The following is a 26,007-nucleotide window of genomic DNA, read 5'->3' on the forward strand; positions in this document are numbered from 1 at the left end:
CCGGCGCCGGACACCATCGAGTCAACAGGCGTGCGAGCTGGGCGTCCAAGACCTGTTTCGCACCACGTGATGCGGCTGCCGCATAACGCGTACGGTGGCTGTATGCCCGAGGAAGCCTTGCGCGCGAGAACATTCGAGCCCACATCGGATCTCGATCTTCGGCTGGTCCGGTATTTCACCGTCGTCGCCGAGCATCTGAACTACGCCAGGGCGGCCGAGGCATTGCACGTCGCGCAACCCGCGCTGAGCCGGCAGATCCAGCGGCTGGAGGACGTGCTCGGGGTGCGGTTGCTCGAACGCACCACCCAGGGCAGCCGCCTCAGTGCCGCTGGTGCGGCGTTCCTGCCGCGAGCACAGGAACTGCTGTACACCGCAAGGCAGGCGACGCTCGCCGCCCACGCCGCCGCACCCGCGCGCACGATCACCATCGGCTACATCGAGGATCTGGTCATCACGCCGGCGGTGCGCGACTTTCGCAGGCGCCATCCCGACGCGCACGTTCGTACTCGGCACCTGGATTGGGATGAAGCCCGCGCCTTGCTCGAAGGGCGGGTCGACGTGCTGGTGGCCCGCACTCCCCTGCCGATCTCGAGCGATGATCTCACGACGACCGTCCTCTACGACGAACCGCGGGTTCTGCTCGTACCCGCGACACACCGTCTGGCGGGCAAGGAGTCCATCGGTCCCGACGACTTCGCCGACGAACCGTTCGTCGCCTGTGCCGGTATGGCTGCGGCCTGGACCGAGTTCTGGCGGCTCGACCCGCGCCCGGATGGTGCACCGGCACCGCTCGGCCCCCTGCTCGTCGATTCGGTCGAGGACAAGCTCGAGGTCGTCGCCGACGGCCGCGCCGTCGCACTGCTGCCCGCCGACGACCGGCGCCCTGCCCTACGCGATGACCTCGCTGTCATCCCCGTCGCGGGAATCGAGCCCTGCCAAGTCGTGGTCGTCACCCGGGCCGGCGACCGAGACCCGCTCATCGCCCGCTTCCTGGCGTCCGCGACGAGCTGCCTCGTCCGGGACACCGACGCCGCCCACTCGTCGCCCTGAAGAAGCGGCGGCGTTCTTCCATTCACCCTCGCGCGCGACACCGAGCGAGTCCAGCGCGATAGCTCCGGACAGGAAACAGGCAGCGCCCCAAGCTCATCGGGCGCTGCCTGCCAGTTTCACGAAAGCCGGGTCACATGGACGCGATCAGCCGATCGACGCGCTCGTCCACCGAGCGGAACGGGTCCTTGCACAGCACGGTGCGCTGGGCCTGATCGTTGAGCTTCAGGTGCACCCAGTCGACGGTGAAGTCACGTCCCGCATCCTGCGCCGCGGTGATGAAATCGCCGCGCAGCTTGGCCCGTGTGGTCTGCGGCGGGGTGTCGACGGCCGCGTCGACGGCGTCGTCCTCGGTGACCCGCTTGACCAGACCCTTGCGTTGCAGCAGATCGAACACGCCGCGGCCACGCTTGATGTCGTGGTAGGCCAGATCGAGCTGGGCGATCTTCGGGTCGGCCAGCTCCATGCTGTAGCGATCCTGGTAGCGCTGGAACAGCTTGCGCTTGATCACCCAGTCGATCTCGGTGTCGACCTTGGCGAAGTCCTGTGCCTCCACCGCGTCCAGGGTGCGGCCCCAGAGGTCGACCACCTGGTCGATCTGCGGGTCACGGTCCCGGTTGCGTAGGTGCTCGACGGCACGCGCGTAGTACTCGCGTTGAATCTCCAGCGCGCTGGCTTGCCGCCCGCCCGCCAGCCGCACCGGACGACGCCCGGTCATGTCATGGCTGACCTCGCGGATCGCGCGAATCGGGTTGTCCAGGGCGAAATCGCGGAACGAGACACCCGCCTCGATCATCTCCAGCACCAGCGCGGCGGTGCCGACCTTGAGCATCGTGGTGGTTTCGGCCATGTTCGAGTCGCCGACGATGACGTGCAGACGCCGGTACTTCTCGGCGTCTGCGTGCGGCTCGTCGCGGGTGTTGATGATCGGGCGCGAACGGGTGGTCGCCGAGGACACTCCCTCCCAGATGTGCTCGGCACGCTGCGAGAGGCAGAAGGTCGCCGCCTTCGGCGTCTGGAGCACCTTCCCCGCGCCACAGATGAGCTGCCTGGTCACCAGGAACGGCAGCAGCACATCGGAGATGCGGGAGAATTCGCCCGCGCGCACCACGAGGAAGTTCTCGTGGCAGCCGTAGGAGTTGCCCGCGGAGTCGGTGTTGTTCTTGAACAGATAGATATCACCGCCGATGCCCTCCTCGGCGAGGCGCTGTTCGGCATCGATCAGCAGCTCTTCCAGAACTCGTTCACCCGCGCGGTCGTGAGTCACCAGTTGCGCGAGATTGTCGCACTCGGCCGTGGCGTACTCCGGGTGGGAGCCGACATCAAGATAGAGCCGAGCTCCGTTGCGGAGGAACACATTCGAGCTTCGGCCCCAGGACACCACCCGGCGGAACAGATACCGGGCCACCTCGTCGGGGGAGAGTCGACGGTGACCGTGGAAAGTGCACGTCACACCGAACTCGGTCTCGATCCCCATAATTCGTCGCTGCACTCTATCGACATTACAGCTACAGCTGGCCCTCGCGTGGGGCTGCGGAGAAGCCCGACACCTACGGCTTCACAACGATTCGGTCCGCTTTGCCGGAATCCACGCACCAAATGACACTGACCACGGCAAACATCCCCTCGCGGGTACCGAGGTGGAATGGCCCGAAAAAACACCGGCTCGAGCCCAATCAGCTCCGACCCCCGCCGCACACGACAATGCGGGTCCGCGAATCGCACATCCCGTGCACGATTCGCGGACCCGCATCGCCAACGCTTACCGAACCGACAGCGCGGCTTTTCGCCGTGCTATTCCTTCGGCGTTTCCTTCGTCGCATCGTCCGAATCGGCGGACTTGCCCTTCGCTTTACCTTTACCCTTGCCCGGCTCGGCCGGAGTGAGGAGTTCTTCCAGCGCGGCGGGCGTGATTCGGCGGAACGCGCGCCGTGGCCGCGCCTGCTCCAGGGTCGCCACCTCGAGCGAGCCCACGTCCAATTCGCGCTTGTCCTTGTCGGCACCCTCGGGCACCGCGGACTGCAATGCGCTCACCGCGACACCGAGCGCCGCCGACAGGTCGAGACCCGGCTGGTAGGTGGACTTCAGCGCGGTGTTGATCGGCTCGGTCGTGCCACCCATCACCACGAATTCGCGTTCGTCGGCGATCGATCCGTCGAAATTGATCCGATACAGCACCGAAGCGCGAGCCTGTTCGGGATACCCGACCTCGGCGACAACGATCTCGACCTCATAGGGCTTGAGTTGATCGGTGAAGATCGACCCGAGCGTCTGGGCGTAGGCATTGGCCAGCGCACGGCCGGTGACGTCGCGGCGGTCGTATTGATAACCGCGAATATCGGCCTGCAGGATTCCGCCCCTGCGCAGATTCTCGAACTCGTTGTACTTTCCGACGGCAGCGAATCCCACGCGGTCGTAGAGTTCGCTCACCTTGTGCAGCGTCGTCGACGGGTTCTCCGCGACGAACAGCACACCCTCGTCATAGGCCAGGACCACCACACTGCGGCCCCGAGCGATGCCCTTGCGCGCGAGCTCGGTCTTGTCGCGCATGATCTGTTCGGCCGAGGCGTAGTACGGCAGTGTCATGCTCAGGCACTCCCCTCTTGCGCGTCGTCGGCTTGTTGCAGCGCCGTCCGGTCGGCGACCACCCCTCGGGCGATCTCCGCCAGCCGGGACTCGGCCACCTCGACCGCGCCGTCGGCGTCGATCACGATCGCCGTCGGATAGATCCCACGCAGCAGATCCGGTCCGCCGGTCGCGGTGTCGTCATCGGCCGCGTCGAACAACGACTCGACCGCGAGACGCAACGCGCGATCTTGATCGATTCCCTTGCTGTACAGCTTCTTCAACGCGGACTTGGCGAACAGCGAGCCGGAACCGACTGCGGCGTAACCGAATCGCTCTTCGCTGCGGCCACCGACCACGTCGTAGGACACGATACGGCCCGCCCGGTTCGGGTCGGAGATGCTGTCGTCGTAACCGACGAGCATCGGCACCACCGCTAGGCCCTGCATCGCCGCGGGGAGGTTCTCGCGCACCATCTTCGCCAGCTTGTTGGCCTTACCGTCGAAGGTCAGCGATACACCCTCCAGCTTTTCGTAGTGCTCGAGCTCCACCGCGAAAATCCGAACCAACTCCACCGCGAGGCCCGCCGTACCGGCGATACCAGCCGCGGAATAGCTGTCGGCGAGGAACACCTTCTCGATGTCCCTGCTGGCCACCAGGTTTCCCTGGGTGGCCCGCCGGTCACCGGCGATCAGCACACCGCCGCGAAAACTGATCGCGACGATGGTGGTGCCGTGCGGCGGCATATCCTTGCCGAGATCCGCTCCGAAACCGTTGCTCGGCAACAGCTCCGGAGCGTTCATTCGAAGATATTCGGAAAAAGAGGAGAGGGCGTACCCCAGATGGACACGCGCGGGGTCACCTGCTGTCACTGGCCACCCTTCTGGACGTACGCGCGGACGAAGTCCTCGGCGTTCTCCTCGAGCACATCATCGATCTCGTCGAGCAGGTCATCGGTGTCTTCCGCCAACTTCTCACGGCGTTCCTGACCGGCGGCTTCCGCGCCGTCGGGCCCCTCGTCCTCGCCGCCGCCCCCGGCGCGCTTGGTCTGCTCTTGTGCCATGGCAGCCGACCTCCTCTGTCCTCATCATGACCGGGGCTCTTTTGTCGAGCACGGTCCCGATCATGAGCAGTGTTCGTGCTCGTCTTACAACAGTAGCCGTGTTGGTATCACCGCGCCGTCGGCATGGCGGTTTGTTGCGCGATCTTGCTCCCGCTCGCGGCCGCTACGTGGTCAGCTGTTCCACCAGCTCCGCCGCGGTCTGCGCGCCGTCGAGCAGCTTTCCCACATGCGCCTTGGTGCCCCGGCGTGGTTCCAGCGTGGGGATACGGACCAGCGAGTCGCCGCCGAGGTCGAAGATCACCGAATCCCAGCTGGCGGCGGCGATATCGCCGCCGAACCGGCGCAGACACTCGCCACGGAAGTACGCGCGGGTGTCGGTCGGCGGCTTGGTCATCGCGTCGACGACCTGCTGCTCGCTGATCAGCCGCTTCATCGAACCCCTGGCGACCAGGCGGTTGTAGAGGCCCTTGTCCAGGCGGACATCGGAATACTGCAGGTCCATCAGGTGTAGCTTGGGCGCGGCCCACCCGAGTCCTTCGCGCTGGCGCATGCCCTCGAGCAGCCGCAGCTTGGCCGGCCAATCGAGCAGGCTCGCGCACTCCATCGGGTCGCGCTCCAGCAGGTCGAGAACCATGGCCCAGTTCTCCATGATGTCCACGACGCGCTTGTCCTCGTTGCCGGTGCGATCGAGGAACTTGGTCACCCGGTCGAGGTAGATCCGTTGCAGCGCAAGGCCGGTCAGCTCGCGGCCGTCGGCGAGCGCGACGGTCGCCCGCAGGGTGGGGTCGTGGCTGATCTGGTGCACCGCGGTGACCGGGCGGGCCAATTGCAGGTCCGACAGATCCTCGCCCGACTCGATAAGATCCAGCACCAGCGCGGCGGTGCCGGTTTTCAGGTAGGTCGACATCTCGGCCAGATTCGCGTCCCCGATGATGACGTGCAGCCTGCGGTACTTGTCGGCGTCGGCGTGCGGTTCGTCGCGGGTGTTGATGATGCCGCGCTTGAGCGTGGTCTCCAGCCCCACCTCGACCTCGATATAGTCGGCGCGCTGCGAGAGCTGGAAGCCCGCGGTGTCCCCGGATTGACCGATCCCGACCCGACCCGAACCGCTGATCACCTGGCGAGACACGAAGAACGGCGTGAGACCCACGATGATCTGATTGAACGGCGTATCACGTTTCATCAGGTAGTTCTCGTGGGTGCCGTAGGAGGCGCCCTTTCCGTCGACATTGTTCTTGTAGAGCTGCAAACGCGGTGCTCCCGGCACGCTGGAGGCATGCCGCGCGGCCGCCTCCATCACCCGCTCCCCCGCCTTGTCCCAGATCACGGCGTCCATCGGGTCGGTGACCTCGGGCGCGGAATACTCGGGGTGGGCGTGGTCGACATACAGCCGCGCGCCGTTGGTGAGGATCATGTTCGCCGCGCCGACCTCGTCGGCGTCGATCACCGGCGCGGGTCCGCTCATCCGGCTCAGGTCGAATCCGCGCGCGTCGCGCAACGGCGATTCGACCTCGTAGTCCCAGCGGGTGCGCTTGGCGCGCGGTACTCCCTCGGCCGCGGCATAGGCGAGAACCGCCTGCGTTGAGGTGAGGATCGGGTTGGCCGACGGCTCCGTAGGAGTCGAGATGCCGTACTCGACCTCGATTCCGATGATGCGCTCCATACCATCGAGCCTATGCGACGCGCCGGTGCGCACCCGGCACTACGGGCGTCCTCGGCGCTGTCGCACGCGCGCGAACCCGGACAATCTCCGCCCCACGATCCTCCTTCCGGAGGATCTCACCCGCGCTCACCCGCGGCGATAGTCGAGCACATGACCGAATCGATCGCCGCGTCCGGCTCCGACGCCGACCGCGAAACGCGCCGCGGCGCACACGATGGACCGCCTTCGGCGCCGACCCGACTGATCGCACTGGATGTCTTGCGCGGCATCGCGATTCTCGGCACCCTCGCCACCAACGTCTGGATCCTCACCAACGCCGAAGGACTCGTCGGGTACCTCTCGCAGGTCTCGGCGACCGGGTCCGGGTGGGCGTGGGTCGAGCGGGTGCTGCAACAACTCGTGCAGGGCAAGTTCCTCGGCCTGCTCACCGTCATGTTCGGGATCGGGTTGGCCATCCAGCAGGGCTCGGCGACGCGCGGTGGTCGACGCTGGCCCGGCAAATATCCGGTGCGTGCCGGACTGCTCCTGCTCGACGGAACGCTCAATTTTCTGTTCGTCGCCGAATACGACGTACTGATGGGTTACGCCGTCACCGGACTCGTTGTCGCCTACCTGCTCGCCAGAAGTGAACGCGCGCAACGTCGTTGGCTGGTCGTCACGGCATCGATCCACGTCGCGATATTGACACTGATCGCGGTCGCGCTGGCGATGCAGCCGAAAACAGATCGCCCGCGCGGCGGGCCGCTGCGGCCGAATCCGTACGCGGAGGGCTCGTTCTGGGATCTGGTCGTCTTCCGTGCGCAGCACGTGGCCATCTTCCGGTTGGAGACGGTGTTCATCTTCGCGATGTCGATCGCGTTGTTCCTGGTGGGCGCGCGCCTGTACCGGGCGGGCGTCTTCCGACCCGAGGGCGCGCTCCTGCGGCGACGCCTCATGATGATCGGTTTCGGTATCGCCGCACCGATCGATCTGATCGCCGGCATCGCCGGTGGCGGCGACATGATTCTGTTCACCCGATACGGCACCGCGCCTTTCGTCTCGCTCGGCATTCTCGCGCTGGGGGCGAGCTGGTACCTGCGGCGACCGCATCCCGGATTCGTCGGCCGTCGGCTCACCGAGGTGGGCCGAACCGCGTTGAGCTGCTACATCCTACAGAACCTCGTGGCCTCGACACTCTGCTACGGCTGGGGATTCGGCCTGGCGAGCCGGGTTTCGCCCGATACCCCCGATACCTACGTCGCGTTCACCGTCGGTGTTTTTCTCACGACCTCGGCGCTGATCATGCTCGCCGCGCACCTGTGGTTGCGGCGCTTCGCCCGCGGCCCGGTCGAATGGTTGTGGCACACGAGTTACCGCGCGGTCACGCGAGAGCGTTGACCGGCACGCCGGGCACAGCTCGAAAGGTGCGCACCCAGCCGCCGATTCCGCGCACCGATCGGTGCGAGTCCGCCGAAAGGGGATTGCGGCACGCCCGAAACGGCTAGTCTCGGATAATGAAAGCTCTGGTCACCAACGGGGTTTCGGTAGCGGAAACCGAGGAAACCGCGGAAACCGCAGAAACCTCGGAGGCGGACGTTGCGCCGTCGAGCATTTCCACGACCAAGGACGACTCACGGCGAAAGCAGGGCTGCGCACTTCTGAGACCGGGCGTTCTCGCCTTCGACGGGGCCGTGCCGGCGTGCGGTCTGCACGCCCACCAGGCTGTCCAGGTCATCCTCGCCGATACCCCCCTGGTCGTGGTCGACGGCAGCGGAGAACGCCTGACCGGTAGGCATCTCATCATTCCCACCGACTCGCCGCATCGGATCACCGACGGCGCCGCACTCGGACTCTGCCTCTACCTCGACCCGGAGACCGCGCTCGGCGCCGAGGCCGATCGGCGCGCACACCTGCACGGCTGGGCACATGACATGGACGAATCCACGGGTGCCCGAAGCGATGCCGCGCCACACCGTTTGCGCGACCGCGTGGCGGCGGTCGCCGCAGACCTGTTCCCGGCGCCGCCGCGCACCGAGACCGTCGATCACGATGCGGCGGTCGCCGCGACGTTGCGCATGCTGCCCGCGCTCGTCGCCGACGGCGTGGTTCGCGGCTCCGACGTCGCGCAACAACTCGGCGTCTCGACCGCCCGGCTGACCCACCTGTTCCTGGATCAGGTCGGAATGCCGTTGCGCCGCTACATCATCTGGCTTCGTTTGCAGATCACCACCGCCAGGGTCGCCGAGGGCGAAGAACTCGGTACCGCCGCCGATGCCGCCGGATTCGCCGGTAGCGCCGACCTCACCCGCACCTTCCGGCGCGCCTTCGGCTTGCCGCCGTCCGCGCTGAGCGCGGGCCGCCAGTGGGAATTCGGCGGCTGGGCCCAGACTCCCCTCGTCGAACACCACACCACGACGTTCCCGTAAACTTTCCCGCATGATGACGCGGGTTCGGTCACTGACGTATGCGGTACTCGCATTCGTCGTGCCGGTGCTCGCGTTGTGCGCGATTCCTGTCGGAGAACCCGCGGCGATGGCGGCCGTGGGAATCGTGGCCGCCACCCTCGTCGTCGCGGTGGTCGCGCTGCACGCGGGCGACCGGTTCGTCGTTCCCGTATCGAACTCCGGTCCGCCACCGTCGGCGCAGAGCCGTCGACGCGGCCATTTCCTGCGCCAGAGCAATCCCGACACACCGGGCCGTCCCCGGCCACGAGCACCAGGGTTCGCCGCCGCCTGACACTTGCACCCCGCACGAGACGCGGGTGGGTGTCGGCGTTTTCGGCTACCCCTCTCCCGTTCGTGCGTTCGCGCACGCCGCACAGTCAGGTGCTCCCGCATGCTCGATATCGTCTATTACCCTGTCTCCGCGGTGCTCTGGATGTGGCACACCGCCTTCGCGTCGCTGTTCGGCGCCGCCGGTGGCCTCGCCTGGGTGCTGTCGATCGTCTTTCTCGTCGTCACCGTGCGTGCGGCGTTGTTGCCCGCGTTCCTCAAACAGGCACGTACCCAAGTGGTGCTGCGCCGCTTGCGACCGAAGATCGCGGCCGTCAAGCAGAAATACCCCGACGACCGCACCAAGCAAGCCACCGAAGTCCAGCGCCTGCACAAGGAGAACGGTGTCACAACCTTCGCGACCCTGATCCCGATGGTCGGGCAGGTGCTGGTGTTCCTCGGCCTGTTCCATGTGCTGCGCTCGTTCGACCGCACGGCCGTGCTCGGCCATCTGCCGTTTCTCGCGACCGCGACGCCGATGAGCACCGAGCAGAACGCGGCGACACCCAACTACCTGTTCGGCACCGTCGACGTGCGCTCGTTCCTGGATGCGCACCTGTTCGGGGCACCGCTGGCGAGCAATATTCTTGGCGGTGGTGGCGTCGCGGTGTCGGTAGTCGGCGGAGTATTGGTGGTGATCGCCGCGGTAGCAACGCATTTCACCGCGCGTATCGGTCTGTCGCGACAGGACGAGACCACGGCGCTGCCGTTCATGCGCACGCTGTCGCTGTGGGTGTTTCCCGTGGGCGCGTTGCTGGCAGGTGCCGTGATGCCGGTGTCGATCCTGCTGTATTACGCCGTGAACAACGCGTGGACCCTCGCCCAGCAACACCTCGTCTCGCGCCGGGTGGACGCCGAGGTGGCCGACGAGGACCGGCGGCGGGCCGAGGTTCGTGCGCAGGCCGCGCCGAAGCCGGGCGCGAAGCCACAGCGTCAACGGCGCTGAATGGGACGTCGTGGTATCGGTGCCACCGGGAGAACCTCCGGTGGCACCGAGTTCTCCTGCGTGCGTTGATATCCGGGGCCACGGTGAGCTTTCCCCGACGAAGCCGCGGCAGCGGAATCGCTGCCTGCCGCGAAGCGCCCCCGCAGCCCAGCGCGTGATCTGGTCCCAGGTGGTATCAACTACGCTCGATCGGTGTCTTCTCGCCCCGAGGAAAGCTCGTCGTCGGAACTGATCGCGGTCTATGACCGTGCTGGTCGCGAGGTAGGTGCCGCCGACCGTGCCACGGTGTATCGGGAGGGTCGTTGGCACGCGAGTGCGGGGGTGTTGGTGCGATCCCTCGACGGGGAACGGGTGTATGTGCACCGGCGAACCGAGACCAAGTTGGTGTTCGCGGGAATGCACGACTGCCTCGCGGGTGGCGTGGTGCAGCCGGGCGAGACTCCGAAGGCGACGGCGATCCGCGAGCTAGCCGAGGAGCTGGGCGTTGTCGCGACCGCGCCGCCACGACCGTTGGCACATCTGGCCTGGGATGGACGCTGGGCGGATGCGCCGATGCGGTGTCACCTGTACGCCTACGAACTGCGCTCCGACGGGCCGATCCACCATCAGGCCGATGAGGTCGCCGACGGCTGGTGGTGGACCGACGCGCAATTGCGCATGCATCTGGCCGACCCCGAATGGCCGTTCGTCCCCGACACCCGCGTGCTCGTCGACGATCTACTGAGCTGAACCGGCCACCCACCCCTCGAGCACCCGCTGCGGACCGTCTGACGTACGAAGCGCGGACTGGAACCCGCGGACGACGGCGTGCTCGACACGAAATCGCCACTGCCGCAGCGGACCTCGATCTCGAGGTCATCTCAGGGTGGCGGTCAACACACACTGGGCGACCTTGTCGGCGGAAAGCGAGCGCACTGGAAGCGCCGATGAAACACCAGCTCGTCGTCACCTGAAGCGGGGCGCGGCACTCGCAGCTCCGAGTCCGAATGCCGAAAACATGTACGGCCGGGCTCGATCAGGCCGACCGGCCACGACCCGATGCCCGACACACCCTCGGTCGACCCCACAACACTCGAAGTTCGAGTCCAAACACCCAACCTGACACGACTGCGCTCGAACAAGCCGACCGGCCACAGCCGATACCCGACACACCCCCGGTCGCCCGCCGCGAATCAGCGGTCTCACGCGAAGTAGTGCCCCTGTTTCAGGTCGGCGATGAGCCCAGGACGGGTGGGCGCCCAACCCAGTAGTTCGCGGGTGATGCGCGCCGAGGCGGGACCGTCGATGCTCCAGAAGTTCCCCAGCCAACCGACGTACTCGCCCGCCTGCTCGGGCGCGACGGACTCGACCGGCACGGCAAGACCGTCGGCGAAGGCTTCGGCGACCGCACGGATCGGGACGCCTTCCTCGCCGACCGCGTGCAGTACCGACCCGGCGGGCGCGGACTCCACCGCGAGTCGGAACAGGTGCGCGGCGTCGTCGCGGTGGACCGCGGGCCAGCGGTTGTTTCCGGCACCGACGTAGGCGGCGGCGCCCTTCGTCCGCGCGAAGCCGAGCGCGGTGGGGATGAACCCGTTGTCGCCGTTGCCGTGTGTGGCCGGTGGGATGCGCACGACCGAGGAGCGCACGGCGCGGTCGGCGAGCGCGAGGGTGTAGTCGGCGTTGGCGATGCGGCCGCCGCCTCCGCTGACCGGGACACCACGGTCGGCGGAGATTGCCGTGCGCCCGTCTTTTTCGGTGGCCACGACGCCGGGATCGAGCCCGAGCACCCCGAGGATGCCCGAGGCGATGACCAATGGCTTGTGCGTGCCGGCGAGCGCTTCGCCGAACACCTCGATCGCCGCACGGTCGGCCTCGCTCGCCCCGGCATAGTCGCCGCTGAAGGCGATGTCGTGCTTGAAGGCGAGGTGAACCACACCGTCGGACGCGGACGCCCCGGCACGCAGCGCGTCGAGGTCGTCGAGCGATCCGGCGTGCGCCTGCGCCCCCACTTCCCGTAGCGCGTGCGCCGAATCCTGCGAACGTGCGAGGCCGATGACCGTGTGACCAGCGGCGATCAATTCGGGGACGAGGCCTCGACCGATCCAGCCCGATGCTCCTGTGACAAAGACGCGCATGGGAATCCTCCAGGGACGCGCTACCTGCCCCTGGGCTCGGCGGCGCGGTTGTTGCTCACGACCATTCCTTGTACAGTCGTACCAGCAATACTCGGATGAGACAACACCGAGCCGAGAGCACTGGGAGGCAGCGATGGCGGGACGTCCCGTCGACCATCAGCGGCGCGCCGAATTACTCGACGCCGTAGTCGATTACACCGTCGAGCACGGTTTCGCCGACCTGACGTGGCGACCCGTCGCCGCCGCGCTCGGGGTCTCGACCAATACGCTGGTGCACCACTTCGGCACCAAGGAACAGATGTTCGAGGCGATCCTCGGACGACTGCGCGCGCGCATCCTCGTGGATACGCACGAGGCGCCGGACCGCCCACCGGACCTCGCGACCGCCGCACGCGCGGTATGGACGCGCACCAGCGCCCCGGCGCGCGGTGCGGAATTTCGACTGTTCTTCGCGGTCTACGGTCGTGCACTCCAGGCGCCGAGGCAGTTCGCGGAATTCCTGGAGCATGTCGTCGCCGACTGGATGAACGCCCTCTGCGCCGCCCAAGGACCCGACGCCGACCAGGAGACGGCCCGCCGACGGGCCACGCTGGTGATCGCGACACTGCGTGGGCTGCTGCTCGACCTGCTAGCCACCGGCGACCGGGATCGGGTCGATGACGCGGCCGAAGCCTTCCTCGCGAGCCTGGACAACTGATTCGAGCGAGGAAGGCCGGCGCCGATGCCGCAACGAGCACCGGCGGGTTCGAATCGCTACGCGCTGCTGCCCGCGCCCTGCTGGAGCAGGGCCGCGAAGATCTGGGCGAAAATGGCGAGGGTGTCCATGAGTACTCCGGTCGTGTGGGGTGACGCCCGCGCTGTCGCGAAGGCGTCCGCAGCCTGATCGACCGAACTGTCCGGTGCGTGAACCGGACATGAACGCCGCCCGAGCTACCCCGAGGAGGTGGCCGAACCCGCCCACGCCGCGAAGGCGCCGGGATTGCGGGTCTGCAAGAGCACCCGTCCTGGGCCGACGAAATCGAACACGAAGCCCTCCCCCGATTTCAGCGACTGGATCGAACGGCCCGACACCGCTCGCCGAATCGCGAAGTTCATCGCCAGGTCGTAGGCCACCACGTGCCCGGTGTCGATCGTAATCTGTTCGCCCGGTGCCAGATCCACCACGTCGATCGCACCGAACACGCCGACGACGACCTCCCCTTCGCCATGCGCGCGCAGCCCGAATCCGCCCTCGCCGCCGAACAGGTTCGCGAAACCACCCCATTTGCTCTCGACCTCGACGCCGTGCGAGTTCGCGATCCAACCGCCTCGGCTGATGAAAAACGGCCGGTCCTGGCTGATCTGAAGACTCAGCATGTCACCGGGCAGCGCGGGAGCCACGTCCACCCAGCCACCCTGCGGTGGCGCGGTGAACGTCGAGACGAAGAACGATTCACCCGCGAGCACCGAACGCTTCAACCCCGCGAGAATGCCGCCTTCGGCCTTGGCCTGCAACGTGATTCCCGACGAGTGCGCCACCATCGCGCCGCTCTCCACCCGCAACGGCTCGCCACCGGCCAGCAAGCACCGAGCGACAGTCGACGAGGGGTTGTGCCGCAGTTCTACTTTCATACCCGGGCAGCGTACCCACATAAATCGGACACGGGTATTCGTGCAGCCAGGGGTGACGCTCGGCGATGTTCGGCGCGGGAGGTTTTCGCGGGAGGCGCACACTCGCGGCGACGCGCGCGCGAGCACTCGACACCCACTCAGAGCAAGGAACGCAGCGCCGCTTCGTCGCGCGCCAGCACCGCGCCACCGTTCGCGGTGAGCACGATCGGACGCTGGATCAGTCGAGGATGCTCCACCAACGCCGCGATCCACCGCTCACGATCGGCGGTCTCGCGGCGCCAACTCGCCACACCCAACTCCTTCGCGATCGACTCACCGGTGCGGGTGATTTCCCACGGCTCGGCGCCGAGTCGGGCGAGTACCGCACGCAATTCGTCGGCGGTGGGCGGCTGGTCGAGGTAGTGGCGCACCGAGTAGTCGATGCCCGCCTCGTCCAGAAACGCGGTGGCGTGACGACTCTTGGTGCACCGTGGGTTGTGCCAGATCTCGTACTGCTCGGAGGTGGTGGCGTCAGCAGTCATGACCACAGCCTACGACCCGACCCCGAGGCCACCGGTCCGGCGCGGCGTCACGCGACCAGGTAGCCCCCGCTCGGATCGATGTATCGCGCGCTGTCGAAGGCGTGCAGCAGTTCGGCCATCGCCGAGACCGTCGCACCGATCTCGTCGACCGCCGCGTTCTCCGCCTGGTCGGTGGACCACGGATGCGACGCGCCGATCATCGGCAGCACCGGTGTCGCGGTGGCGGTGATCGTGGTGTCGGACATGGGTTTCCTCCAATTATCGGACGATCGGGGTGATCGCGGTGTGGTGATCGGTCCTGCGTTGGAACGCCTCGCCCGCGCGCAGGACGGTCGCCTCGGCGAAGTGTTTGCCGGAGATCGACATCGACAGCGGGGTGTTCTCCGAGGACAACCCGATCGGCAACGCCAGGGTCGGATTGCCGAGCGGATTCCAGTACGGGGTATGGATCGAGGCGAGCACACCCAGTGGCTTGTGCTGATCCATCGTGTCCAACGCGGGAGCACCGAGGTGCCCGGTCGGGGTCACGACCAGGTCCACCTTGTCGAACATTTCCGCCACCCGCTCGTGCGCGATGCGCCGAACACGTTGTGCCTGCACGTAATCGGCGCCGCTGATCGCGCCGCCACCGGCGAGCACGATCCGGGTGGCACGCCCGTAGTCCTGCCACTGTGCGCGCAGGGTGCGCTGGTGGTAGGCGTGTGCCTCGGCGAGCATGACGACGAAGTCGATGGCGGTGAGCTCCTCGTACATCGGCACCTGGATCGGCACGATGGTCGCGCCCGCTGCGCGCAGCGCCTCGACGGCGTCCGAGAATCGTCGCGGCTGTGCGGGATCGATGCCGTCGGCGGCGAACCGGTCGAGATCGTCGACGCCGATCGTCACGCCGGTCAGGTCGCCGGTGAGCGCACCGACATAGTCGTCGATCGGACTGCGCGCGGAGTACGGGTCGGCGTCGTCGTGACCGGCGAGCACCGAAAGCATCGCGGCGCAGTCGGCGGCGCTGCGCGCCATCGGGCCGACATGGTCGAGGGTGTAACCCAACGGCACGACACCCGACTTGGGAACGCGTCCGAAGGTGGGCTTGAGACCGGTGATTCCGTTGAAGGCGGCGGGAATTCGAATACTGCCCGCGGTGTCGGTGCCGATCGCCCCGAGGAACATGCCCGCCGCGACACCACTGCCGGACCCGGAACTCGACCCGCCCGCCCACCGGGTGGTGTCCCACGCGTTGCGCGGCACCGGAAACGGTTTCTCGACGTCGGGGGCGCCGATGGCGAACTCCATCGTGGTGACCTTGCCCATGACGATGGCACCGGCCTGCTCCAGCCTGCGCACCACCGCGCAATCGCCGACCGAGGAACCCCACGACGGGTCGAGCACAAGACTTTGCGCGGTGGTCGGCGCGTGCGAATGCGCCAGAATGTCCTTGACGCCCACCGGAATTCCCTCCAGCGGCCGCAGCGGCAAGCCTGCGGCGATCTTCTCGTCCACCGCCGCCGCCTGCGCGCGGGCGCGCTCGTCGAAGCGGGTCAGGAACACGCCGATCGCGTCGTCGTGCGTATCCGCGATCGCGTAGGCGCGCTCGACCAACTCGGTGGCGGTGCTCGCACCGGTTCGCAGCGCGGAGGCGGCGTCGGTGAGCGTGGGTGTGCTGGGTGGTGCGACTGTGGTCATTGCGAGCCCTCATTTCTGCGTGATGCGCTGAAAAGTTCCGGCGCCTGGGTATTTCGGCCGCTGAGCGCACCGGTCATGTCGAGGCGGGGAATGCGGCCGAGCGCCAGTTGGATCTCGCCGCGGCAGGTGCCGAGCGCGTAGTCGATCGCGGTCCCGGCCTCGTCGCGAATCGTCTGTTCCACCAGCAACACCGGCTCGCCCGGCAAGACGTGCAGCAGTCCGGCGGCGCACTCGTCGGCGCGTGCGGCCTGCACCCCCACATCGCACCCGGCAGCCGCGACACCGCCGGAATGCAACAGCGAATAGAAGTCGTCGCGAAAGGTGTTCTGGTCGACGCGAGCCGCCTCGGTGTCGCGCAGATAGTTGGTGAACACCGCGAGCGGGCGGTCATCGAGCAGCAGCACATACTCGATGCACAGGCAGTCGGCACCGATGGCGACGCCGCCGAGGTGCGCCGCGATCACCCGCGACGCCGGTTCCCACGCCCAGTGCAGCAATCGCGGCGAGATCCGCCCGAGCGCGAGATGTTCCTCGAGCGAATGTCCTTCCGGCGGCAGGGTTCCCGACACCACGTAGTGTTCGCGAATCGCGACGGTACCGACGCCACGGCGCCGCTCGATCAGTCCGTCGGCGCGCAACAGTTCCAGCGCCGCGCGCACGACGTCGCGGGTCGCGCGGTAACGGGTCATCAATTCGGCCTCGCTCGGCAGCCGCCCGGTGCCGAGCGTCCCCGCCCGCAATTCGGTGCGCAGCAGATCGCGGACCCGACGCGCCAGCAGCTGCGCCGAACTCGGCAGCAGCGCGCGCACCTGATCACGAAACATCGGACGCTCACGCTCGGCCGCGCCCGGTTCGAGACACTCGTGATACTCGGTGTCGTTCATCCCGTTCCGGTGCATGCCAGTCAGCGTGCCGAGCACCGACGTTACGCGACAAGGACCGGAGGTAAACCTACGGTTAAGCTCCGACTGCGGGGCTCTTACCTGCACCTTTGGTGCTCCGCACCGACATTCCTCGGCCGAGTCGACAGTGCACGCACGGCCTGGCGGCATCGAAGGCGGACTTACGCGGAGTCTGCGGCCACCTGGGCCACGGGCCCTCGGTCGGTAGACGAAGGGCTTCGTCTACAGAGAATGCGTGATCGGTCGGTCGCGCACCCCGCGATCGGTGTGGTCCGCGGCACGCGGGTTGACGATCCTGCGGCGCGCACCTATACGACGGACCGGGTCGCCGCGGACAGCCCGGTCGGCAGTCGATCCGGACGAACACCTCGACTTCGCCGCGAATGCGGAGCATCGGTCGATTCCACACCGCGCGGCGAACCGATCAGAACACGCGAACGACTCGGCCCAATCGACGCTCGCCGACGCATTTACCCGTCGGTGCGCGCGGGGCAATACTGGACCCATGCCAGAACAGCCGCCCACCCCCAACCCCTACGGCACCCCGAGCACCGACGGCCCCGAACCCCTGAGGCCCTCGCAGGGGTTCGTCAACAAGATCGCCCGTACGCTGCTGCGGACGCCCGGTCTTTCCCGTCTGGTCGGCAAACGCCTGCTGACCCTGCATGTGGTCGGCCGCAAGAGCGGTAAGACCTACGACGTCCCGGTCGCCTACACCGAACACGACGGGATCCTGTTGATCGGCACCGCGCTGCGGCCGTGGGTCAAGAACCTGCGTGGCGCAGCGCCCGTCACGGCATCCCTCGGCGGGTCACCACGCACCTTCGACCCTGTGGTGTACACCGACGAGGACGACGTGCTGCGCCTTTACGCGATCGTCGCGGCCGACAATCATTACAACGCCAAACTCAACGGCATCGGCTTCGGCCCCGACGGCACACCCAACAAGGCCGACATCTATCAGACCTGGCAGCAGGGCGGCGTCGTGATCGCGCTGACCCCGCACTGAGCCACTGTGCACCGGCACCGAATTCACCACGGCATACTGCGATTTCCCACCGATCCCGAGCATTGGGTCGGCACAGGCGGCCTTCGGATGGCATGATCCCGGCAGCATCGTCCGGTGCGCAACCCGAGCTAAGGAGATCCCGACCGGTGAGCAGCGAACCCAAGGGGCGGACATTCGACACCGAGCGCGGGCGGCGGTTCGGCGGTAAGAGACAGCTGACGCGCGTCATCGGCGTCGCGGCGGCCGCGCTGACCGTGGCGGGGTTGGGCGCCACCGGCGCCTCGGCGCAGTCGTGGACGGCGCGTGAGCAGGGTCCCGCCCCTGCCGCCTGCGCGGCACCGGGGCCCGACCAGCCCAATGGCAAGCAGTGGCAGCAGGAGCCAGGCAACACCATCGACCCTGCCGTGGGTTACACCTCGACACTCGAAACCAATTGCGGCGCCATCACCATCGAACTCGACGCGCAGCGCGCACCACGCACGGTGAACTCGTTCGCCTTCCTGTCCGGCGAACAGTACTTCGATCACACCAAGTGCCATCGTCTCACCACCGAGGGCATCTACGTGCTCCAGTGCGGCGACCCGACCGCCTCCGGCACCGGCACACCCGGCTACCAGTTCCCGGACGAGAACCTGGAGGGGGCCGTCTACCCGGCTGGCACCGTGGCCATGGCCAATTCGGGTCCCGACACCAACGGCAGCCAGTTCTTCCTGGTCTTCCAGGACAGCCCACTGCCGCCGAGCTACACCCCGTTCGGCCACATCACCGGTGGACTCGACGTCCTCCAGTCGATCGGTGCCGCCGGCGTGCGGGACGGCAGCGGCGACGGCGCCCCCGCCGCCGATGTCGTGCTCGATTCCGTGGTCACCGCACCGAACTGACCTGGGGAGAACAACCGAATACCCGAAAAAGCTACGGCCGCGGTGGAATTCCCACCGCGGCCGTTGCCGTGGGTGCTGTGCGACGGTTCGGCAACGAATACTCGCCGCCAGCTATTCGAACTCGCGAGTAACCGGACACTCCGGTATCAACAGGCTTGGATACGAACCCGCTTGGGTATGTAGATGTTCGGGTAACAGCGAGAAGCGCAACGCTGGTGTTGGCCGAACAGGTTCAGCGCGCGAGTCAAAAGGATGGACGTAGTGTCGGTGCACGATGAGGGACAGCTCGATCTGCGACAGGATCGGCCGCACACCGCTCGCATGTACGACTGGTATTTAGGCGGCAAGGATCACTACGAGGTCGACCGCGAGCGCGCCGAAGAGGTCGCGCGCGTGTTCCCCACCGTCGCGCTCGCCGCACGGGTGAACCGTGGATTCATGCACCGCGTCACCGACTGGCTCGCCGGCGACGCGGGTATTCGCCAGTTCATCGATATCGGCACCGGCATCCCCACCGAACCCAATCTGCACCAGATCGCCCAGGGCGCAGCGCCTTCGGCGCACGTCGTGTACGTCGACAACGATCCGATCGTGCTCGCGCACGCGCGCGCGCTGATGACAGGAACGTCGGAGGGGCGCACCGCGTACGTGCACGCCGATGTCAACGAGCCGAAGTCGATCCTGTCCGCGCCCGAACTGCTCGCCACCATCGACCTGTCGAAACCGGTGGCGCTGAGCCTGATCGCCCTGCTGCATTTCGTGCCCGACGATCTCGACCCGCACGGCACCGTCGCCACGCTGCTCGACGCGCTGGCGCCCGGCTCCTACCTGGTGCTCTCGCATGCCTCCCCCGATTTCGACGCCGTCACCTTCGAGCGGATCGACAAGATCTATCGAGAAAGCGGCCTCGCCACGCAGTTCCGCACGCGCGCCGAATTCAGCCGGTTCTTCGAGGGTTTGACGCTGGTCGAGCCGGGAATCACCGTGCCGCATCGCTGGCGACCCACCGATGTCGACCCACCCGAGTCGCTGGACGCGCAGGTGTCCTTCTACTCAGCGGTCGCCAAGAAGAATTAGGGCGCGAAATCAACCCACACGCGCTGACCGAGGACGGGCCGGACGAACGCACCGGCCCGTCCTCGGGATCATTGATCGGACGTGGTTCTCGGGTTCGATTCGCGCACCACGGCGTCGGGTTCCTTCGACAGGTCGACCTGCTTCGCGGAATCGGCTTCTTGCCCGGTGCCGAGCTGCTTCGCGGCCTCGACCGTCGCAGGGGCGGCCGAGGTCTTTCGACGTTGCAGCACACCGAGCAGCGGTTCCACCACCCGGCTCGCGATCGGACCGAGAATCGCCATCAGCAGCACGTAGGTCGTCGCCAAGGCCGCGAATTCATCGGGAACCGCACCCGCCGACACCGCGAGACCCGCGATGACGATGGAGAATTCGCCGTGCGCGACCAGCGCCGTGCCCGCGCGGGCGCGGCCGTAGCGGCCAGCCCCCGCCCGTTTGGCGGCCCACCATCCGGTCGCGACCTTGGTCGCGGTGGTGACGACGGCGAGCAGGCACGCCCACGCGAGCACCGGCGGAATACTCTTGGGATCGGTGGTCAAACCGAACAGCACGAAGAACATCGCCGCGAACAGATCGCGCAGCGGTTCCAGGATTTTCGTCGCGTTGTGCGCGGTCGAGTCCGAGATCGCGATGCCGAGCAGGAACGCGCCGACCGCCGCCGAGACCTGCACCGCGGACGCGACACCCGCAACCAACAGCGCCGAGCCGAGCAGCTTGAGCAGGAAGATCTCCCGATCCTCACTGTGCACGATCGCGGAGACGAACCGGCCGTAGCGCAGGGCCACCACCAGCACGACGGTCACCGCGAGCAGTGCGATGCCGAGCGTCTTGAGACCGGCGACGAATCCGACACCGGCGAGCACCGCGGTGAGCACCGGCAGATACCCTGCCATCACCAGGTCTTCGAACACCAGGATCGACAGCACCACGGGCGTTTCCCGGTTACCGAGTCGGCCGAGATCGTTGAGGACCTTCGCGACGATGCCCGAGGACGAAATGTAGGTGACACCCGCCATCGCGATGGCGCCCGTCACACCCCAGCCCAGCGCGAACGCCACCAACACACCCGGTGTCGCGTTCAGCACGACGTCGAGCACACCCGCGGCCCACGATCGGCGCAGACCCGTAACCAGTTCCGGCGCACTATATTCCAGGCCGAGCAGCAACAACAGCAGCACGACGCCGATCTCGCTGGCCAGGTGGATGAAGTTGTCCACGTGCCCCAGTTGCACCAGGCCGCCGCTGCCGAAGACCAATCCGCCGAGCAGATACAGCGGGATCGGCGAAAGCCCGATGCGTGCGGCGAGCCGACCGAGCAGACCGAGACCAAAAAATACCGCGCCCAGCTGTATCAGCGCGAGCGCGGTTTCGTGTTCCACTATGGATCACCCATCTAACAGGATTCTGGCGGCGGCATCGAGGCCTTCCGCGGTGCCGACGACCACAAGCACGTCACCGGCGATGAACAGGAAATCGGGGCCCGGTGAGGCGATGGGCTGCCCGCTGCGCACCACCGCGACGATGGAAGCCTTGGTGCGCGTGCGTATCTGGGTCTCCCCCAAGCGGCGACCGTCGTAGTGCGAACCGTCGTGCAACGACAGCTGCCGGGTGATCAACCCGTCGAACTCACGATGTTCTTCGCGCAGTTGCTCGACCAATTGTGGCGAGCCGAGCAGGCTGGCGAGTACCGCCGCTTCCTGCGCGGTCAGTGAGATCTGTTCGGTGACATCCGGGTTGTCCACCTTGCTCATGATCACGTCGATTGTGCCGTCATGGTGGTCGATGACCCCGATCCGGCGTCGCGTTGTCGAGAGCGGGAAGTCCTTTCGTACACCGATACCCGGTAAAGAGGTCACCTCAACGTTCACGATTCCACCCTAGTCAATACACACCTCCCGATCAGCGCCGGGGGTGCCTGATTTGTCCGTTTGACCCTGCCTACCTGCGGAAACGCGGTAGCAGCACGCCGTCCGCCGCACCGAAGGTCCCGGCGCGGCGGACGATGTCATCGACTTATACCCCCTCGGTCAGCTCACATGCGCAACATCCCCGGCCATGCCAGCGTCCATGGCGTCTTCGGGACGTCGCACCGCCAGATCGTGACGTCGCGCGTAACCCCCGGATACCCGAGTTCGGCATCGGCACGACCGATGGGAGTCACCGCGCCGAACAGCGGGCGCACGTCATCGACCGAGCCGCCGACCCAGAGCACGGTCGTCGCGGAATCCGGCGGCGTACCGAAGTAGCCGAAACCACGATTCGGGCTGTAGACGGCAGGCAAACCGTTTTCTACACCGTACACGTCCAATGCGCTTGCCTGCCAATACGAATCAGCGACAATCACGGCGTCGGCGCGCTGTTCGGCAGGCAGCGAGCGATAGGCCTCGGCCACACTCTCGGCCAATTCGCGCCAGCCGAACTTGGCGTAGGTCGTCATGTTCAGCGCCGCGTCCGCGTCGTCGCGGGCCGGTGCGATATCCGATTCCGGGCGCAACGGCAACGACGTCACCGTGCTCACGAGCGAGGCGAGCACCAGAACGGCCGTGATCGCGATGCGAATCCGCGACGACTTGCGTGTCCAGCCGAGAGCGCCCGCCGCCATGATCACCGCGTAAACACCGGCCGCGTAGTACCCGCGCCCGTTGGTCGCCAAGAAGACCACCGCCAACAGCAACGGAACCGAGCCGAGGAAACGGTAGGGCCGCAACACCTCCCAGCGCAGCAGCAGCCAGATTCCGTAGATCAGCAGAATCCCGCCCATCAGCCCGGCACAGATCAGCGCCGTCACCACCCACATCGGCCGCCCACCGATGCTCGCCTGCTCGGCGGCCACCGCCGAACTCAGGCGCAACTGCGGCCAGTCGCGATTCGCCTGCCAGACGAGCGTGGGAATCATGGTGACGACGACGATCGCACCACCGGCCCACAGCGCCGGTCTGCGCAGCAGATCGCGGGGACCGAACACCAGCGCACCGATCGCGACGGCGATCCAGAAGAACGGAATCAACCATTTCACCTGCATGTCGACCGCGGTGACCACCCCGGCGAGCAACAGCAGCACATCCTGCCTGGTCCGCACCCAACGCACCACCAACCAGGTGATCAGCACCCACAGCGCGGTGTCGATGGTGTTGGTGGCCAGCTGGATACCCTGCGCCAGCAGAAACGGCGACCCCGCGTAGGCGAGCGCCACCAATATCTGCGCCGTGCGCGAGCCACCGAGCTCCCTGGTGATCTGCGCACTGATCACCAGTGCGACGAGCGTTAGCAATACAGCCGGAATACGTTGCGCCACCAACGATCCCGGTGCGATCATGTCCATCGCTCGGGCGATCGCCGGTAGCGCGGAGCCCTGATCGGCATAGCCGAAGGCCAGCCTGCGCCCCGCCGAGACGAAATACAGCTCGTCACCGAAGAATCCGTACCGCCCGATCGAAGCGAACAGCCCGATCGCCGACACGACGACGATAATCGCCACCCCGGCCAGCGCGAACGGCGGTTGCCCTCCCACTGGATCGTCACCCCCGCCCCGCACGGGCGCTTTCGATTCTTGCGCGATGTCAGTCATCGCTTCTCCCCTTCCGTGTCGCCACATCGAACACTCGGCACACGTGCGCCGAATACGCGGCGATATCGAATTCCGGATCCCGGACCACGCGCCCGGCGACGCCGTCGATCACGTCGCGAATGGACTCGGCCATCAACGTCGCGTCGAAATCACCGAAGTCCCCCACCCGCTTCCCCTCGCGCAGCATCTCGAGCAGCGGCGCGATGATCTCACGCTCACCATCGACGGACGCGAACTTCAAGCTGCCGTCCTCCTCGCGCAGGTTCACGACCACATCCGTCATCGCGGCGACGTAATTCCGGTTCGCGGCAATGAAATCCAGGTTCGACTCGAGGTAGGTGAGTAGCTGTGCGCGTGGGCCGACCGCTCGTCCGATCCTCGGCGCCATGAACTCCCCGCCCGCGAAGTACAGCTGGATCACCAGCTGCGTCATCAGGTCGTCCTTGCCATCGAAGTGATAGGAGATCACACCTTTGGAGACCCCCGCGTGCTTCGCGATCAGCGCCAGCGACGCATTCCCGTAGCCGACCTCGGAGATCACCTCCACCGCCGACGCGATGATCTGCCTGCGGCGTGCGTCCTCGATGAACGATCTCTGTTGACCGCCCGACCCATTTCCTGACCGCATGGTCAGATTTTAGCACGCGCGGACAGAAGAACGCCGGAACATTTCAGCGCGGGCCCATTTCGCTTGCCGAAACCCGCAAGACAGCAAAGGGACCCGGGCAGCACGAAGGCCGCACCCTGCTGGGATGCGGCCTTCGTCGCTGTGAGATCCACCCGGCGGATGATCGGCCTCGTGGCACGCCTACAGGTACTGCCCGGTGTTCGACTCGGTGTCGATCGCCCGGCTCGCGCTGGCGTTCTTACCCGTGACCAACGTACGGATGTAGACGATGCGCTCGCCCTTCTTGCCCGAGATGCGGGCCCAGTCATCAGGATTCGTGGTATTGGGCAGGTCCTCGTTTTCGGAGAACTCGTCCACGATCGAATCGAAGAGATGCTGGATACGCAGGCCGGGACTTCCGGTGTCGAGCACGGACTTGATCGCGTACTTCTTGGAGCGATCCACGATGTTCTGGATCATCGCGCCGGAGTTGAAGTCCTTGAAGTACAACACCTCCTTGTCACCGTTGGCATAGGTGACCTCGAGGAAGCGGTTGTCGTCGCTCTCGGCGTACATCCGGTCGACGACCCGTTCGATCATCGCGGCGATGCACTTGGCCTTGTCACCGTCGAACTCGGTGAGGTCGTCGGCGTGCAAGGGCAGGAACTCGGTGAGGTACTTCGAGAAGATGTCCTGCGCCGATTCCGCGTCCGGCCGCTCGATCTTGATCTTCACATCGAGACGGCCCGGACGCAGGATCGCGGGGTCGATCATGTCCTCGCGGTTGGAGGCGCCGATGACGATGACGTTCTCCAACCCCTCGACACCGTCGATCTCGCTGAGCAACTGCGGCACGACCGTGGTCTCCACATCCGAGGAGACACCCGAGCCACGCGTGCGGAAGATCGAATCCATCTCATCGAAGAACACGATCACCGGGGTGCCCTCGGAGGCCTTCTCCCGAGCTCGCTGGAAGATGATCCTGATGTGGCGCTCGGTCTCACCGACGAACTTGTTGAGCAGCTCGGGGCCCTTGATGTTGAGGAAGAACGACTTCGCTTCCTTGGCATCCTCGCCACGCGCCTCAGCGATCTTCTTCGCGAGCGAATTCGCTACGGCCTTGGCGATCAACGTCTTTCCGCACCCCGGCGGACCGTAGAGCAAGACGCCCTTCGGCGGACGCAACGCGTACTCGTGGAACAGATCCTTGTGCAGGAACGGCAATTCCACCGCGTCGCGGATCTGCTCGATCTGACGCCCGAGGCCACCGATGTCGGTGTAGCCGACGTCGGGCACCTCCTCCAGAACCAGATCTTCGACCTCCGCCTTGGGAATGCGCTCGAAGGCGAACCCGGCTTTGGTGTCGACCAACAGCGAATCACCAGGGCGCAACCGACGAATCGGCGAATCGGGATCATCGATGTCGTCGTTCTCGGCGACCTTCGCGAGCGGGCCGGAAAGCCAGACCACCCGCTCCTCGTCGGCATGCCCGACCACGAGTGCCCTGCGACCGTCGTCGAGGATCTCGCGCAAGGTGCCGATCTCGCCGACCGCGTCGTAGACACCGGCCTCGACCACCGTCAACGCCTCGTTCAGGCGCACGGTCTGGCCGTACTCCAGCGTCGAGGTCTCGATGTTCGGTGAACACGTCAGCCGCATCTTGCGTCCCGAGGTGAACACGTCGACCGTCTGGTCCTCGTACACCCCGATCAACACGCCGTAGCCGCTCGGCGGTTGGCCGAGCCGGTCGACCTCCTCACGCAACGCCACCAACTGCTGACGCGCTTCCTTGAGCGTGTCCAACAACTTGGTGTTGCGAATGGTCAGCGAATCGATGCGGGCATCCAATTCCCGTGTGCGATCCGGTGAATCGGCGAGTTGTCTGCGGAGTGCAGCCGCCTCGGCGCGTACTGCCTCGAGCTCTCTCCAGGCCGCCGAATCCGAATTCTCGATGGGGCTCATGTGCTGCTCCTCCCAGTCCCGGTCTATCAACGCTACCGGGCGCG

At 66.5% G+C, this 26,007-nt stretch carries 27 protein-coding genes; 11 read left to right on the top strand and 16 right to left on the bottom strand.

Annotation, left to right across the window (positions count from 1 at the left end):
• Positions 1–102: 102 nt before the first annotated feature.
• Positions 103–1,050, top strand: coding sequence for a LysR family transcriptional regulator (locus tag ABEA50_RS12930; protein WP_345495551.1), 948 nt, complete (start codon positions 103–105; stop codon positions 1,048–1,050).
• A gap of 130 nt (positions 1,051–1,180) precedes the next feature.
• On the opposite strand, the gene pafA is transcribed toward ABEA50_RS12930, so the two are convergent.
• The 5 genes from pafA to dop form a co-directional block, all read right to left on the bottom strand.
• Entirely contained in the window at positions 1,181–2,539 is a 1,359-nt protein-coding gene (pafA, locus tag ABEA50_RS12935; protein ID WP_345495553.1) for a Pup--protein ligase, read from the bottom strand.
• Between the two features lie 302 nt (positions 2,540–2,841).
• Positions 2,842–3,633: a proteasome subunit alpha gene (prcA, locus tag ABEA50_RS12940; protein ID WP_345495554.1), complete on the bottom strand. Its 792-nt coding sequence runs from the start codon at positions 3,631–3,633 to the stop codon at positions 2,842–2,844.
• Between the two features lie 2 nt (positions 3,634–3,635).
• Positions 3,636–4,415, bottom strand: coding sequence for a proteasome subunit beta (prcB, locus tag ABEA50_RS12945; RefSeq protein WP_345495555.1), 780 nt, complete (start codon positions 4,413–4,415; stop codon positions 3,636–3,638).
• 65 nt (positions 4,416–4,480) lie between these two features.
• Positions 4,481–4,675, bottom strand: coding sequence for a ubiquitin-like protein Pup (locus tag ABEA50_RS12950; RefSeq protein ID WP_345495556.1), 195 nt, complete (start codon positions 4,673–4,675; stop codon positions 4,481–4,483).
• A 163-nt stretch (positions 4,676–4,838) separates the two neighbouring features.
• A complete protein-coding gene (gene dop / locus ABEA50_RS12955) occupies positions 4,839–6,338 on the bottom strand; it encodes a depupylase/deamidase Dop (RefSeq protein ID WP_345495557.1) in 1,500 nt (499 codons plus the stop codon).
• A gap of 150 nt (positions 6,339–6,488) precedes the next feature.
• On the opposite strand from dop, the gene ABEA50_RS12960 reads away from it, so the two are divergent.
• From ABEA50_RS12960 to ABEA50_RS12980, 5 genes are all read left to right on the top strand, one after another.
• Positions 6,489–7,715, top strand: a complete 1,227-nt coding sequence (locus ABEA50_RS12960) for a DUF418 domain-containing protein (protein WP_345495558.1) — start codon at positions 6,489–6,491, stop codon at positions 7,713–7,715.
• Between the two features lie 116 nt (positions 7,716–7,831).
• Positions 7,832–8,743, top strand: coding sequence for a helix-turn-helix domain-containing protein (locus tag ABEA50_RS12965; RefSeq protein ID WP_345495559.1), 912 nt, complete (start codon positions 7,832–7,834; stop codon positions 8,741–8,743).
• Positions 8,744–8,753: 10 nt separating this feature from the next.
• Complete coding sequence (locus ABEA50_RS12970) at positions 8,754–9,053, top strand: DUF6412 domain-containing protein (protein ID WP_345495560.1); 300 nt, start codon at positions 8,754–8,756, stop codon at positions 9,051–9,053.
• Positions 9,054–9,152: 99 nt separating this feature from the next.
• Complete coding sequence (yidC, locus tag ABEA50_RS12975) at positions 9,153–10,034, top strand: membrane protein insertase YidC (RefSeq protein ID WP_345495561.1); 882 nt, start codon at positions 9,153–9,155, stop codon at positions 10,032–10,034.
• A 192-nt stretch (positions 10,035–10,226) separates the two neighbouring features.
• Entirely contained in the window at positions 10,227–10,763 is a 537-nt protein-coding gene (locus ABEA50_RS12980; protein ID WP_345495563.1) for an NUDIX hydrolase, read from the top strand.
• A 452-nt stretch (positions 10,764–11,215) separates the two neighbouring features.
• On the opposite strand, the gene ABEA50_RS12985 is transcribed toward ABEA50_RS12980, so the two are convergent.
• Positions 11,216–12,151 (bottom strand): SDR family oxidoreductase, encoded by a 936-nt coding sequence (locus ABEA50_RS12985; protein WP_345495564.1) that lies wholly within the window; start codon positions 12,149–12,151, stop codon positions 11,216–11,218.
• Positions 12,152–12,284: 133 nt separating this feature from the next.
• On the opposite strand from ABEA50_RS12985, the gene ABEA50_RS12990 reads away from it, so the two are divergent.
• Positions 12,285–12,848: a TetR/AcrR family transcriptional regulator gene (locus ABEA50_RS12990; RefSeq protein ID WP_345495565.1), complete on the top strand. Its 564-nt coding sequence runs from the start codon at positions 12,285–12,287 to the stop codon at positions 12,846–12,848.
• 24 nt (positions 12,849–12,872) lie between these two features.
• The gene (locus ABEA50_RS12995) at positions 12,873–13,034 is read left to right on the top strand and encodes a hypothetical protein (protein WP_345495566.1); all 162 of its coding nucleotides are present in this window, start codon (positions 12,873–12,875) and stop codon (positions 13,032–13,034) included.
• 47 nt (positions 13,035–13,081) lie between these two features.
• Here the strand turns inward: ABEA50_RS12995 and ABEA50_RS13000 are convergent, their stop codons facing one another.
• The 5 genes from ABEA50_RS13000 to ABEA50_RS13020 form a co-directional block, all read right to left on the bottom strand.
• Positions 13,082–13,762, bottom strand: a complete 681-nt coding sequence (locus tag ABEA50_RS13000) for a TIGR00266 family protein (protein WP_345495567.1) — start codon at positions 13,760–13,762, stop codon at positions 13,082–13,084.
• A gap of 137 nt (positions 13,763–13,899) precedes the next feature.
• Positions 13,900–14,283: an arsenate reductase family protein gene (locus tag ABEA50_RS13005; protein ID WP_345495568.1), complete on the bottom strand. Its 384-nt coding sequence runs from the start codon at positions 14,281–14,283 to the stop codon at positions 13,900–13,902.
• 47 nt (positions 14,284–14,330) lie between these two features.
• Positions 14,331–14,528 (bottom strand): hypothetical protein, encoded by a 198-nt coding sequence (locus ABEA50_RS13010; protein ID WP_345495569.1) that lies wholly within the window; start codon positions 14,526–14,528, stop codon positions 14,331–14,333.
• A gap of 13 nt (positions 14,529–14,541) precedes the next feature.
• Complete coding sequence (locus ABEA50_RS13015; RefSeq protein WP_345495570.1) at positions 14,542–15,960, bottom strand: amidase; 1,419 nt, start codon at positions 15,958–15,960, stop codon at positions 14,542–14,544.
• Complete coding sequence (locus ABEA50_RS13020) at positions 15,957–16,859, bottom strand: GntR family transcriptional regulator (RefSeq protein ID WP_345495572.1); 903 nt, start codon at positions 16,857–16,859, stop codon at positions 15,957–15,959. The genes ABEA50_RS13015 and ABEA50_RS13020 overlap by 4 nt, the downstream gene beginning before the upstream one ends.
• 508 nt (positions 16,860–17,367) lie before the next feature.
• Here ABEA50_RS13020 and ABEA50_RS13025 point away from each other — a divergent pair.
• The 3 genes from ABEA50_RS13025 (at position 17,368) to ABEA50_RS13035 (ending at position 19,829) form a co-directional block, all read left to right on the top strand.
• Positions 17,368–17,871, top strand: coding sequence for a PNPOx family protein (locus ABEA50_RS13025; protein ID WP_345495573.1), 504 nt, complete (start codon positions 17,368–17,370; stop codon positions 17,869–17,871).
• 146 nt (positions 17,872–18,017) lie between these two features.
• Entirely contained in the window at positions 18,018–18,752 is a 735-nt protein-coding gene (locus ABEA50_RS13030) for a peptidylprolyl isomerase (RefSeq protein ID WP_345495575.1), read from the top strand.
• A 261-nt stretch (positions 18,753–19,013) separates the two neighbouring features.
• Positions 19,014–19,829 (top strand): SAM-dependent methyltransferase, encoded by an 816-nt coding sequence (locus tag ABEA50_RS13035; protein WP_345495576.1) that lies wholly within the window; start codon positions 19,014–19,016, stop codon positions 19,827–19,829.
• Between the two features lie 68 nt (positions 19,830–19,897).
• Here the strand turns inward: ABEA50_RS13035 and ABEA50_RS13040 are convergent, their stop codons facing one another.
• The 5 genes from ABEA50_RS13040 to arc all read right to left on the bottom strand — a co-directional run bounded on the left by ABEA50_RS13040 (position 19,898) and on the right by arc (position 25,963).
• Entirely contained in the window at positions 19,898–21,208 is a 1,311-nt protein-coding gene (locus tag ABEA50_RS13040; RefSeq protein ID WP_345496547.1) for a cation:proton antiporter, read from the bottom strand.
• A 3-nt stretch (positions 21,209–21,211) separates the two neighbouring features.
• Entirely contained in the window at positions 21,212–21,694 is a 483-nt protein-coding gene (locus ABEA50_RS13045; protein WP_345495577.1) for a cation:proton antiporter regulatory subunit, read from the bottom strand.
• Positions 21,695–21,858: 164 nt separating this feature from the next.
• Positions 21,859–23,394, bottom strand: a complete 1,536-nt coding sequence (locus ABEA50_RS13050) for a glycosyltransferase family 39 protein (RefSeq protein WP_345495578.1) — start codon at positions 23,392–23,394, stop codon at positions 21,859–21,861.
• Entirely contained in the window at positions 23,387–24,022 is a 636-nt protein-coding gene (locus ABEA50_RS13055; protein WP_345495579.1) for a TetR/AcrR family transcriptional regulator, read from the bottom strand. Before ABEA50_RS13055 ends, ABEA50_RS13050 begins: the two co-directional genes overlap by 8 nt.
• 180 nt (positions 24,023–24,202) lie before the next feature.
• A complete protein-coding gene (arc, locus tag ABEA50_RS13060) occupies positions 24,203–25,963 on the bottom strand; it encodes a proteasome ATPase (protein ID WP_345495580.1) in 1,761 nt (586 codons plus the stop codon).
• Positions 25,964–26,007 lie beyond the last annotated feature (44 nt).

It is taken from the genome of Nocardia callitridis (assembly GCF_039543305.1).
GTDB classification, from domain to species: domain Bacteria; phylum Actinomycetota; class Actinomycetes; order Mycobacteriales; family Mycobacteriaceae; genus Nocardia; species Nocardia callitridis.